The sequence below is a fragment of the Streptomyces sp. NPDC017225 genome (assembly GCF_044331465.1).
GTDB lineage: Bacteria > Actinomycetota > Actinomycetes > Streptomycetales > Streptomycetaceae > Streptomyces.
In genome coordinates this window covers 22,626-34,332 of the sequence record NZ_JBIRNE010000019.1, presented here as the reverse complement: position 1 = coordinate 34,332, position 11,707 = coordinate 22,626, and the positions used below count along the sequence as shown (strand labels likewise).

Sequence of the window (11,707 nt, the reverse complement as noted above, 5' to 3'; positions counted from 1 at the left end):
CCATGAGCAGCGAACCGCCTCCCGGCTCCGGCGGGCAGCCGCCGGAAGACGACCCGTTCAGGAAGCGTCCCTCGTCCCCCGGGCCGGGCCCCGGCCCGGGCCCCGGTGCGGGCGGGACGGGCTCGCCGTACGACAACCCGCCCCCGCACGGAGCCGGCTCCTCACCCCCACCTCCAGGCGGCGGAGGCCCGTACGGCACCCCGCCCCCGGGCGGCGGCGGTCCCTATGGTGCCCCTCCCCCCGGTGGCGGCGGAGGGCCGTACGGTGCCCCTCCCCCCGGTGGCGGCGGTCCCTACGGCGGTGATCCGTACGGTGGCGGTTCCTACCCCACCGATCCACTCGCCGGCATGCCCCCGCTCGCCGACAGCGGGAAGCGCGTACTCGCGCGCATCATCGACATGATCCTCGTGGGCATCGTGGTCTGGCTGCTCAGCTGGGCCTTCAACGTCCAGGAGTACCAGGTGGACGGCGAGGACATCTCGGTCGGCAAGTCCTTCGGACAGTCCCTGATCGCCGCCGTGCTCTACATCGCCTACGACACGTACATGACCGCCAGGACGGGCCAGACCCTCGGCAAGAAGTGGCTCGGCCTGCGGGTGGCCAACCTGGACGACGGCGCGACGCCCTCGGTGCAGACGGCGCTGATCCGCGCCCTGGTGCTGTGGATCCCGTTCGCCTTCTGCTGCGCCTGTGTCTGGACGGTCATCGCCGGTGGCTGGAGCTTCTTCGACCGGCCCTACAAGCAGGGCCTGCACGACAAGGCCGCCAAGACGGTGGTGGTCAGCGCCCGTTGAGACCGACGCCCGCCGGAGTCCCGGGAATCAGGTGCCAGGCGTCCCGCGTCAGGCGGCGCGGCCACGGGCCGGTTCGCCCGCCCCGGCGGAGATCCGGGCCACCGGCTCCTCGGCGGAGGCGGAGGCCGACGCGGATGCCGCGGCCGGCCTGGGCGCCGCCGGCACGGCGGTCACCGGGCGCGTCCTGGGCGCCGGGACCGTCATCGCGACCAGCAGCCCGAGGGCGAGCGCCGCGACGGCGATGACGGCGACGCCGGGACCCGAACTCGTCCGGGACAGCAGCAGCATGGCGAGGGTCGAGAAGATCACGGTGCACGAACCGTAGGCGAACTGTGCGGCAGTCGGACGGGGCATGGCCATCGTGTCCTCGTGAAGACAATCTGGGGGTGAGACGTGCTGTCGGCCTGGCATTCCGCCGACTTCCGGGCGTTCCGCCAAGCGACTCTAACCCGCTGTGTGCCCGAGTGGAACCAGCAGTAAGCATGACCTAACCGACATGGCCGATGCACGGGGGGCGCACGGATTCATGGCGTCCGGGAAGTGGACGGTCCCACGCGCCCGTAGGGGACGCCACGGCGGCACCGGCGGCCACGACGGTCACGATGCGGTGTCCGCAAAGCGAACGACGGCTCCGCATAGTGCACTTGTTCTGCGCAAGTCAAGGTCTGTCTTTTCCGGTGAACCTCTAGTCAAATGTCGTCACTTGACTACACGCGTTGAACACGTGTGCGCGGACTCTGCCATGTCCTTGTCCCCCCATCCGCGCGCGTGCACGCGGGGGAGGAACTCAAGTGACCAGTAGATCCCGGAAGTTCAGAACGGCGGCGACCACCGTCGCACTCGCCGCCGCCGCCACCGCCACGCTCTCGGCGGCCGGCGTGGCGCAGGCGGACTCGCCGGCCCGGCCCGAAGCCGTGGACCGGCACGACCCGCACCCCGCCAAGGGCATGCACTCTCATGACCTCAAAGGCCCCATGAGTGACACTCGGGAGGCCCAGCGCGAGGAAGCGCTGAACCAGGTCATATCCGGCAAGGCCACGGTGAAGAAGAAGGACGGCTCGAACGTCGTCCAGCTCAAGAGCAAGAAGGGTGACGCCAAGTACGTCGAGCTGGGCCGGGAGAAGACCGACAAGATCTTCACCATCCTGGTCGAGTTCGGCGACGAGGTGGACAGCCGCTACGGCGGCGACCCGGGCCCGCTGCACAACCAGATAGCCAAGCCCGACCGGAAGACGGACAACTCCACGGCCTGGCAGGCCGACTACGACCAGCAGCACTTCGAGGACCTGTACTTCGGTTCCGGCAAGGGCGTCAACTCGGTCAAGACGTACTACGAGAAGCAGTCCTCCGGCCGCTACTCGGTCGAGGGCGAGGTCTCCGACTGGGTCAAGGTCCCCTACAACGAGGCCCGCTACGGCAACAACGACTGCGGCGACACCAACTGCCCGAGCGTGTGGAACGTCGTCAGTGACGGCCTGACCGCCTGGGTCGAGCAGCAGAAGGCGGCCGGCCGCACCGACGCCCAGATCAAGGCGGACGTCGCCCGGTTCGACGAGTGGGACCGCTACGACTTCGACGGCGACGGCGACTTCAACGAGTCCGACGGCTACATCGACCACTTCCAGATCGTGCACGCCGGCGAGGACGAGTCCGCGGGCGGCGGCGCCCAGGGCACCGACGCCATCTGGGCCCACCGCTGGTACGCGTTCGGCACCGACGCCGGCGCCACCGGCCCCGGCGAGAACAAGCTCGGCGGCGCGCAGATCGGCTCCACCGGCGTCTGGGTCGGCGACTACACCGTCCAGCCGGAGAACGGCGGACTCGGCGTCTACGCCCACGAGTACGGCCACGACCTCGGCCTGCCGGACCACTACGACACCGCCGGCGGCGAGAACTCCACCGGCTTCTGGACGCTGATGTCGTCCGGCTCCTGGCTCGGCACCGGCCGTAACGAGATCGGCGACCTGCCCGGCGACATGACCGCCTGGGACAAGCTCCAGCTCGGCTGGCTCAACTACGACACCGCCAAGGCGGGCGTCAACTCCTGGCACAAGCTGGGCGTCGCCGAGTACAACACCAAGCACAAGCAGGGCCTGGTCGTCGAGCTGCCGAAGAAGGAGGTCACCACCGAGATCGTCGTCCCCGCCGAGGGCGAGACCCAGTGGTGGAGCGGCAGCGGTGACAACCTCAAGAACACGCTGACCCGTTCGGTCGACCTGACCGGCAAGGCCACCGCCGAGCTCACCTTCGACGGCTGGTACGACATCGAGGCGAACTACGACTACCTCTACACCGAGGTCTCCACCGACGGCGGCGCCAACTGGACCGCGGTCGACGGTGTGGTGGACGGGTACCCGATCCCGCGTGACGCCGCCGACAAGCCCGCCCTGCACGGCACGATCGACGACTACACGAAGTTCGCGTACTCCCTCGACGCCTACGCGGGCCAGAAGATCGACCTGCGCTTCCGCTACCAGACGGACGGCGGCGTGGCCCAGAAGGGCTTCGCGGCCGACATGATCAAGGTGTACGCCGACGGCGAGACGCTGTTCACCGACAACGCCGAGAGCGCGGACGCCGCCTGGACCGCCGACGGCTTCACCCGCGTCGGCGCCTCCTTCACCAAGGACTACGCGCAGTACTACATCGCCGAGAACCGGCAGTACACGTCGTACGACAAGACGCTGAAGACCGGCCCGTACAACTTCGGCTTCACGTCGCGCCCGAACTGGGTGGAGCACTACGCGTACCAGAACGGCCTGCTGATCTGGAAGTGGGACACCTCCCAGGCGGACAACAACACCAGCCAGCACCCGGGCACCGGCCTGCTCCTGCCGGTCGACTCCCACCCGACCGCGCTGAAGCACGCCGACGGCACCCTGATGCGCAACCGCGTGCAGGCCTACGACTCGCCGTTCAGCCGCTACCGCACGGACGGCATGACGCTGCACAAGAACGACGTGGCGACCTGGATCCCGGGCTCCAAGGGAGTGTCGGTCTTCAACGACCGCACCAACGACTACTACGACGAGTCGAACCCGACCGGCGGCGTCAAGATCACTGACACCAACACGAAGATCAAGATCCTCAAGGAGGCCAAGAACGGCTCGACGATCGAGCTCGAGGTCCGTCCCGCGGGCAGGTAAATAGCATCTGCCCAGGTCAGACCATGATCGGCGGTGACCCCCTGGCGGGTCGCCGCCGATCCGTGTTTAGGTGCCTCCTGTGCTTCTCTTATTGACACCCGGTGCGACACCGGCTGACACGGGGGTGTGACCGCATGGCCGCAGGAGGCTTCTGCAAGCTGCCGAACGGCACGGTGGTGGTGGCGCTGAACCTGCCCAGCCCCACCGCGGCGGGAGGCGCGGGCACCCCCCTGGGGGGAGTGCGCGTACTCGTCCACGCCCACAACCGGGCGCGCGCCCTGACCCGGCTGCGCAACCTGGGCCTGCGCGCGGTCTACCTGCGGGGCAACACCGCCCCGCCGACCCCGGACGAGATCACCGCCGTCCTGCACCACCCCGACGGCCTCATATGGCGCACGGCGCCGGTGGCCGGCGCGGCGGGCGGACCGGATCTCGTCCAGGAGCTGTGGCACCCGATCCGGGCCCTGCTCAGGCGTCCGACCGCCCAGACCTGATGTGATCTCCATCACACCCCGGGGCGGGAGTCCGAGGTCCCACTGACTGTTCATCAGCTCCGCGCCGGGTGATTACTCCATCTGCGCCCTCCGCTCGCCCACGCGACCGATCCTGGTCCGACCACTGGCGGCAGCAGGAGGACGCACATGGAGACCCCCGGATCCGGCAGACGCACCGGGCGTGTGGCCCGGCGCTTATCGGCACTGACGGCGGGTGCCGTCCTGACCGCCGTCGCGGCGATCACGCCCGCGGCGGCGGCGGAGGAACGAACAGAGCCCGTGGACGTCCAGTTGGTGTCCCTCACCGACTTCCACGGCTATCTCGGCGAGTACGGCGCGACGATCGTCGGTTCGCACCAGTCCGACCCCCCTGTCCGGGTGGGCGGCGGCTCCTATCTGGCCACCCATCTCAAGCAGCTGAGGCAGGGACGGGACAACTCGATCCTCTTCTCGGCCGGTGACGACTTCTCCGGCTGGCCGGACGAGACGGAATGGTTCTGGAACGAACCCACCATCGAGTACCTCAACGCGATCGGCCTGCAGTTCTCCACCGTCGGCAACCACGAGATGGACCGCGGGTTCGACTTCCTGCGGCACATGCAGGAAGGCACGTGCGAGGGCCGTCCCGACGACGACCTGTGCTTCACCGACTCGACCGGCAAGCGCTTCGCGGGCGCCGACTTCTCCTACTACTCGGCCAACTTCCTGGACCGGGACACCGGCCGCCCCGCACTGCGCCCGTACCACGTCGAGCAGGTCGACGACGGCGACGGCGGCACCCTCCCCGTCGGCTTCGTCCACGCGACGACCACCCTCACCGGGTCCGAACCGATGTCGTACACCCCCAGCGGCTACAGCTACGCCGACGAGGTGACGGCGGTCAACCGCTCCGTCGAGCGGCTGCGGGCCCGGGGCGTCCGGGCGATCGTCACGGTGGTCCACGAAGGCTTCTCGCAGCGCTCCGGCAGCGGACACAACGACTGCGTCGACCCCTTCGGCCCCGCCGTCGAGTTCAACCGGGCCATCTCCCCGGCGGTCGACGCGATCGTCACCGGGCACTGGCACGGCACGGTCAACTGCATGCTGCCCGACCCCGAGGGCGTCCTGCGCCCGGTCGTCCAGGCCGGCAACCACGGCCATCTGATCAGCGAGATCAACCTGAAGCTCGACCCGCGCACCGGAGAGGTCCTGCGTGAGCGCACCGCCTCGGTGAACCACGCCGTCACCCAGGACGTGCCGCGCGACCCCGAAGCCGACCGCATCGCCTCCTACTGGCGGGCGCGGCTGCGGGAGCGGGCGGCCCAGCCGATCGGCACGATCACCGGGGACCTCACCCGGGCCCGTGACGCCGAGGGCGAGTCGGCGCTGTACGACGTGGCCGCCGACGCCTACCACTGGGCGGCGGACCGGGACGGCCGGGCCGACCTGGGCCTGGCGATGCCCGACACCCTGCGCCGCGACCTGACCTACGCGGCCACACCGGGCAACGCCGCCGACGCCCCCGGGCGGGTGCTGTTCCCCGAGGCGGCGGTCGGCACCGTGTACGACAGCGGGATCGGGGTCGGCGTCGTACGCGGCACCCTGACCGGGCGGGAACTGGTCCGGCTGCTGGAGTCCCAGTGGCAGAGCGCTCCCGACGGCACGGTCACCTTCCGCCCGGTGGCGGTCTCCGGGAACGTGTCGTACCGGTTCGACGCGGAGCGGCCCGTGGGCCGGCGCATCGACCGGGGGAGTGTGCGGATCGACGGCCGCCGCGTCGGCGACGGCAGGAAGTACCGCGTCGCCACCCTCGCCACCGCCTTCATGGAGGGACGGACGACCCCCGGCATCGACGTACTGGTCGGCGCCCGCGACCAGAACCGCAGCGCCTACATGGGCGGCGACGCGCTGTGGCGCTACCTGTCGGCCCACCCGCGGCTGGCACCGCCCGCCCTCGACCGGGCGAAGACGGGCTGAGACGGGCCGAGACGGACTGAGACGGGCCGAGACGGACTGAGGCCCGTCCGACGTCCGCCCGCGACGCCCGTCCGACCGGCGGAGGCGGGAGCGGAGCGCGCCGGAGCGGTCGCCCTACGGCGGCCGCTACTGGACGACCGGCTTCCCGGACAGCTCCACTCCCGCCTTCCGCAGCTCCTCCAGCGCCCGCTCGGTGGTCTCCGCGGCCACCCCGGCGGTCAGGTCGAGCAGCACCTGCGTACGGAAGCCCTCGCGCGCGGCGTCCAGGGCGGTCGCCCGTACGCAGTGGTCGGTGGCGATGCCCACGACGTCGACCTCGTCGATCTCCCGGGTCCGCAGCCACTCGGCGAGGGGCGTGCCGTTCTCGTCGGCGCCCTCGAAGCCGCTGTAGGCCGCCGCGTACGCCCCCTTGTCGAAGACGGCGTCTATCGCGCCGGAGGCGACGGCGGGGGCGAAGTTCGGGTGGAAGCCGACCCCTTCCGTGCCGGCGACGCAGTGCGCCGGCCAGGAGTGGACGTAGTCGGGGTGGTCGGCGAAGTGACCGCCCGGTGCGACGTGGTGGTCGCGGGTGGCCACGACGTGGCGGTAGCCGGCGGGCGCCTGCCCGATCAGCTCGGTGATGGCGGCGGCCACGTCGGCACCGCCGGACACCGCGAGGCTGCCTCCCTCGCAGAAGTCGTTCTGCACGTCTACGACGATCAAGGCGCGGCGCATGGTCGGTGTCCTTCGACTGGGTCGACTGTGGGTCGGGGAGGGATGGGAAGGGAGGCGGAGTGGCGGGCAGTGGTGAGGAGGGACGGGAGAGGGGCCGGGGACGGAGGGTGCGGTCCGCGTCGCGGCGCACCAGCTTTAGCTACCCGAGCCCCCGTGCACGTACTCCGTCGGAATGACGGGTTCCCCTCGGGAGAGCTGGGTGGCGGACAGCGGCAGGTTGGCGCGGGCGGCCGCGTGCCGGTCCCGGGCGGCGTCCAGCGGCTCACGGGCGACGACCTCGCCGCCCTTGACCAGCTCGACGAGAAGCTGCCGGTCGGCCAGGTCGGCGGGCACCGGCCCGGTGCCGACCACCTCGGCCTCGGCGTGGCCGTGGGCGTCCAGCCGCCGGGCGGCCCACTTGCGCCCGCCGATCGAGGTCTTGCCGCCGCTGGACTTCTTGGCCACCGGCACCAGAGGCACCTCGCCGCCGGTGGAGCCCGCGGAGCCTGTCGCGCCCGTGGAGTCCGTGAGGTCCGTGGAGTCGCCGGACCCGGCGCGGGCGACCAGCTTGTAGACCATCGAGGCCGTCGGGTGGCCCGACCCGGTCACCAGCTGGGTGCCGACGCCGTACGCGTCCACGGGCGCCGCCGCCAGCGAGGCGATGGCGTACTCGTCCAGGTCCGAGGTGACGACGATCCTCGTCTCCGTGGCGCCCAGCTCGTCCAGCTGCTGCCGCACCCGGTGGGCGACCAGCAGCAGGTCGCCCGAGTCGATGCGCACGGCGCCCAGCTCGGGCCCGGCGATCTCCACGGCCGTGCGGACGGCCTCGCCGACGTCGTAGGTGTCCACCAGGAGCGTGGTGTCCCGGCCCAGGGCGTCCACCTGGGCCCGGAAGGCGTCGCGCTCGTTGTCGTGCAGCAGGGTGAAGGCGTGGGCGGAGGTGCCCACGGTGGGGATGTTGTAGCGGAAGCCGGCGGCCAGGTCGGAGGTGGTCGCGAAGCCGCCGACGTAGGCGGAGCGGGCGGCGGCCACCGCGGCCAGCTCGTGGGTGCGGCGGGCGCCCATCTCGATCAGCGGACGGTCCCCGGCGGCCGAGGCCATCCGGGAGGCGGCGGCGGCGATCGCCGAGTCGTGGTTGAGGATGGAGAGGATCACCGTCTCCAGCAGCACGCACTCGCCGAAGGTCCCCTCGACCCGCATGATCGGCGAGCCCGGGAAGTACACCTCGCCCTCGGGGTAGCCCCAGATGTCGCCGCTGAAGCGGTACTGGGCGAGCCAGTCCAGGGTCTCCTCGTCGACGATCTCCTTCTCGCGCAGAAAGCGCAGGAGGTCCGCGTCGAAGCGGAAGTTCTCCACCGCGTCCAGGACCCGTCCGGTGCCCGCCACGACGCCGTAGCGGCGCCCGTCGGGCAGTCGGCGGGTGAAGACCTCGAACACGCTCCGCCGTCCGGCCGTGCCCGCCTTCAGGGCGGCCCGGAGCATGGTCAGCTCGTACTGGTCGGTGAAGAGCGCCGTCGAGGGAACGTCCACCGGCAGCCCGAGATCCGCTATGTCCACCGAACTCTCCTAGGTATGACTCGCCGGGCACCCCCGGGCGGTCCCGGGAGCCCGGGGGGCGGGCCCCCGGGATGTGCGGCATGGCAGGGATGCTACCCCCATTTCGTCAGTCTGACGATTTGTGGTCCCGTGGTGTGGCCCACAGGCCCGTTTGTGCGAGTGCCCCCCTGTGGTGGCAGCATGGGCCATGTGACGGCAGCCGCACCCATGGAGATCGAGAAGACCGAGTCGGCGGAGGAGGTCTTCGCCGTACCCGAGCCCGACGTGCCCTGGGTGACGATCGTGCACAACGATCCCGTCAACCTCATGAGCTATGTGACGTACGTCTTCCAGTCGTACTTCGGCTACTCGAAGGAGAAGGCCACCAAGCTCATGAAGGACGTCCATCACAAGGGCCGGGCGGTCGTGTCCACCGGCTCACGCGAGGAGATGGAACGGGATGTCCAGGCCATGCACGGCTACGGCCTGTGGGCCACCCTCCAGCAGGACCGGAAATGACCCACGCCCGCCCGCAGGACGGAAGTAGCTGAATAGCCTTCATGCCCGGACAATTCGAACCGCTCCCCGGCGGCGGCGCGGCCGTCGCCCTCGACGACGTCGAGATCTCCATCATCCGGTCCCTGGCCGTGCAGCTCCTGGAGCTGATCGGCCCCGGCCCCGCCGAGGACGCCTCCGACGACCCGCTCGCCGAGCTCTTCGCGGACGGCCCGAGCGAGCCGCCCTCCGACCCGGTGCTGCGGCGCCTGTTCCCGGACGCCTACGGCGACCCCGAGGGCACCCCGCGGGCCGAGGAGGCCGAGGAGCAGCGGGCGCACTCCGCCGAGTTCCGCCGCTACACCGAGAACGACCTGCGCGCCGGCAAGCGCGAGAACGCGCTCGCGGTGATCCGCACCCTGGACACCCTCTCCTCGGCGACCGGGGGCCAGGGCGAGGACGGGGCGGCGGTGCTGAAGCTGTCGGTGCGGGAGTCCCGGCAGTGGCTGAACGCCCTGAACGACCTGCGCCTCGCGATCGGCTCCCGGCTGGAGATCGCCGACGAGGACGACACCGACCTGCTCTACCGGCTCCCGGACGAGGACCCGCGCAAGCCGATGGTGATGGCGTACCTGTGGCTCGGAGGGCTCCAGGAGTCGCTCGTCGCGACCCTTATGACCTGATTGACGGGGTGTGCGACGGGGTGGGTGTCCGCTCAGCGGATCCTCAAATCCGGGTAATGATCCTGTCAAAGAGTTGCCCCTTTTCGCCCGTCGAGGGCGCCTTGTGTCCGCCTATGTCTGTGCGACGCGTCACATGACGGCCCTGTGATCGATCCCGCGGTCGTGGTAAATCTTCACGACCGCCCGGCGAACACCACCCGAATGTTCGGCCGGGTGCGCCACCGAGCCGGCGGACCGCCGGCCAGGCACCGAGCGGGATGTGAGACCCGCTCAACTCCATCATCCGGGGGGATCGAGACCCGATCCGCGGCCGAGTCAAGGCCCGGATCGGCATGGAGAAAGGCGCACCACACATGACCTCTGCGCAGGTCGACACGGACAAGGCCCCCGAGGAGGGCTACGAGCGCGGGCTGAACAGCCGCCAGGTCCAGATGATCGCGATCGGCGGCGCCATCGGCGTCGGCCTCTTCCTGGGTGCCGGGGCCAACATCGCCAAGGCCGGCCCCAGCATCATCCTCATGTACGCCCTCGCGGGTGTGATCATCTTCTTCATCATGCGGGCGCTCGGCGAGCTCCTGCTGTACCGGCCGGTCTCCGGCTCCTTCGCCGAGTACTCGCGCGAATTCCTCGGCCCCTTCTTCGGCTACTTCACCGGCTGGACGTACTGGCTGATGTGGGTGGTCACCGGCATGGCGGAACTCACCGCCGCCGCCATCTACATCCACTACTGGTTCCCGGAGATCCCGCAGTGGGTCTCCGCCCTCGTCTTCCTGGTCCTGCTCTTCGTCGCGAACCTGATCTCGGTGAAGCTCTTCGGCGAGATCGAGTTCTGGTTCTCGATGGTCAAGGTCACCGCCATCATCGGCATGATCGTGATCGGCGTCGGTGTGCTCACCCTCGGCTTCAGCCAGGCCGGCGACACCGCCGCCGTCTCCAACCTGTGGGAGTTCGACGGCTTCTTCCCCAAGGGCATCGGGTCGTCCCTGATGACCCTCCAGGGCGTCATGTTCGCCTACCTCGCCGTCGAGCTGGTCGGCGTCACCGCCGGCGAGTCGGAGAACCCCGAGAAGACCCTCCCCAAGGCGATCAACACCCTGCCCTGGCGCATCGCCCTCTTCTACGTCGGCGCCCTCACCGTCATCCTGGCCGTGGTGAAGTGGACCGAGTTCGCCGAGGGCGTCAGCCCCTTCGTGGAGGCCTTCACCGTCATCGGCATCCCGGCCGGCGCCGGCATCGTCAACTTCGTCGTGCTCACCGCCGCCCTGTCGTCCTGCAACTCCGGCATGTACTCCACGGGCCGCATGCTGCGCACCCTCGCGGACAACGGCGAGGCCCCCAGGGTCTTCAGCCGGCTGTCGTCGACCAAGACCCCGGCCATCGGCATCGGCATCTCGGTGGTCTTCATGGGCATCGGCGTGGTGCTGAACTACATCGTCCCCGAGAAGGCCTTCGGCTACGTCACCTCCGTCGCCACCGCCGCCGGCATCTGGACCTGGCTGATGATCCTGATCAGCCACGTCCTCTACCGCCGCAAGGTCGTCGCGGGCCGCCTGCCCGCCTCCTCCTTCCCGGCCCCGGGCGGCTCGGTGTGCTCCTACGTCGCCATCGCCTTCCTGCTCTTCGTGACCTGCCTGATCGCCTACGACGCCGACGCCCGCGTCTGCCTCTACGTGATGGCCGGCTGGGCCGCCGCCCTCGGCATCGGCTGGGCCGTGCTCAAGAGCCGCAGCCCGGAGATCACCGAGCGGCCCGGTGAACCGGAGATGGAGAAGATCGGCTGACGGCCACCACGCCGCCCGGACCCTCGGCCGTCCGGCGCTGACCAGCGCGTTCGCGCGCATCGCGGACATCCTGCCGCACCGGGTGCTCGTGGCACCCGGCACGGCCACCGCTCAGGATGTCCGGCATAT

The 11,707-nt window shown here is 70.2% G+C and carries 10 protein-coding genes; 7 read left to right on the top strand and 3 right to left on the bottom strand.

All coding sequences use genetic code 11. The annotated features are described in order from the left end of the window. The first annotated feature begins 2 nt into the window (after positions 1 to 2). Positions 3 to 794, top strand: coding sequence for an RDD family protein (locus ACH4NX_RS30880; protein WP_351400943.1), 792 nt, complete (start codon positions 3 to 5; stop codon positions 792 to 794). 48 nt (positions 795 to 842) lie between these two features. Here the strand turns inward: ACH4NX_RS30880 and ACH4NX_RS30875 are convergent, their stop codons facing one another. After that, a complete protein-coding gene (locus ACH4NX_RS30875) occupies positions 843 to 1,148 on the bottom strand; it encodes a hypothetical protein (protein WP_351400944.1) in 306 nt (101 codons plus the stop codon). A 437-nt stretch (positions 1,149 to 1,585) separates the two neighbouring features. Between ACH4NX_RS30875 and ACH4NX_RS30870 the strand changes: the two genes are divergently transcribed. The 3 genes from ACH4NX_RS30870 (at position 1,586) to ACH4NX_RS30860 (ending at position 6,390) form a co-directional block, all read left to right on the top strand. Next, positions 1,586 to 3,940, top strand: a complete 2,355-nt coding sequence (locus ACH4NX_RS30870; protein ID WP_398129560.1) for an immune inhibitor A domain-containing protein — start codon at positions 1,586 to 1,588, stop codon at positions 3,938 to 3,940. A gap of 134 nt (positions 3,941 to 4,074) precedes the next feature. Then, on the top strand, positions 4,075 to 4,434 hold the full coding sequence (locus ACH4NX_RS30865; RefSeq protein ID WP_279559665.1) for a hypothetical protein: 360 nt from the start codon (positions 4,075 to 4,077) through the stop codon (positions 4,432 to 4,434). A 147-nt stretch (positions 4,435 to 4,581) separates the two neighbouring features. Next, complete coding sequence (locus ACH4NX_RS30860; RefSeq protein ID WP_398129561.1) at positions 4,582 to 6,390, top strand: bifunctional metallophosphatase/5'-nucleotidase; 1,809 nt, start codon at positions 4,582 to 4,584, stop codon at positions 6,388 to 6,390. Between the two features lie 126 nt (positions 6,391 to 6,516). Here ACH4NX_RS30860 and ACH4NX_RS30855 read toward each other — a convergent pair whose 3' ends face one another. Both ACH4NX_RS30855 and ACH4NX_RS30850 read right to left on the bottom strand, forming a co-directional pair. Then, on the bottom strand, positions 6,517 to 7,104 hold the full coding sequence (locus ACH4NX_RS30855) for a nicotinamidase (protein WP_351400947.1): 588 nt from the start codon (positions 7,102 to 7,104) through the stop codon (positions 6,517 to 6,519). A 135-nt stretch (positions 7,105 to 7,239) separates the two neighbouring features. Next, positions 7,240 to 8,640 carry a nicotinate phosphoribosyltransferase gene (locus ACH4NX_RS30850; protein ID WP_351400949.1) on the bottom strand — a complete coding sequence of 467 codons (1,401 nt, stop codon included), beginning with the start codon at positions 8,638 to 8,640 and terminating at the stop codon, positions 7,240 to 7,242. Positions 8,641 to 8,820: 180 nt separating this feature from the next. Here ACH4NX_RS30850 and clpS point away from each other — a divergent pair, with 180 nt between their 5' ends. From clpS to ACH4NX_RS30835, 3 genes are all read left to right on the top strand, one after another. Continuing rightward, entirely contained in the window at positions 8,821 to 9,138 is a 318-nt protein-coding gene (gene clpS / locus ACH4NX_RS30845; RefSeq protein ID WP_279559661.1) for an ATP-dependent Clp protease adapter ClpS, read from the top strand. A 41-nt stretch (positions 9,139 to 9,179) separates the two neighbouring features. Continuing rightward, on the top strand, positions 9,180 to 9,797 hold the full coding sequence (locus tag ACH4NX_RS30840) for a DUF2017 domain-containing protein (RefSeq protein WP_398129562.1): 618 nt from the start codon (positions 9,180 to 9,182) through the stop codon (positions 9,795 to 9,797). A gap of 353 nt (positions 9,798 to 10,150) precedes the next feature. Next, positions 10,151 to 11,578 (top strand): amino acid permease, encoded by a 1,428-nt coding sequence (locus tag ACH4NX_RS30835; protein ID WP_351400951.1) that lies wholly within the window; start codon positions 10,151 to 10,153, stop codon positions 11,576 to 11,578. The last annotated feature ends 129 nt before the right edge of the window (positions 11,579 to 11,707 follow it).

Bases quoted from the DNA above. Each gene is read 5' to 3' on its own strand.
- clpS (WP_279559661.1), top strand. From the start codon at position 8,821: ATGGGCCATGTGACGGCAGCCGCACCCATGGAGATCGAGAAGACCGAG.
- ACH4NX_RS30855 (WP_351400947.1), bottom strand. From the start codon at position 7,104: ATGCGCCGCGCCTTGATCGTCGTAGACGTGCAGAACGACTTCTGCGAG.
- ACH4NX_RS30880 (WP_351400943.1), top strand. From the start codon at position 3: ATGAGCAGCGAACCGCCTCCCGGCTCCGGCGGGCAGCCGCCGGAAGAC.
- ACH4NX_RS30860 (WP_398129561.1), top strand. From the start codon at position 4,582: ATGGAGACCCCCGGATCCGGCAGACGCACCGGGCGTGTGGCCCGGCGC.
- ACH4NX_RS30865 (WP_279559665.1), top strand. From the start codon at position 4,075: ATGGCCGCAGGAGGCTTCTGCAAGCTGCCGAACGGCACGGTGGTGGTG.
- ACH4NX_RS30840 (WP_398129562.1), top strand. From the start codon at position 9,180: ATGCCCGGACAATTCGAACCGCTCCCCGGCGGCGGCGCGGCCGTCGCC.
- ACH4NX_RS30875 (WP_351400944.1), bottom strand. From the start codon at position 1,148: ATGCCCCGTCCGACTGCCGCACAGTTCGCCTACGGTTCGTGCACCGTG.
- ACH4NX_RS30835 (WP_351400951.1), top strand. From the start codon at position 10,151: ATGACCTCTGCGCAGGTCGACACGGACAAGGCCCCCGAGGAGGGCTAC.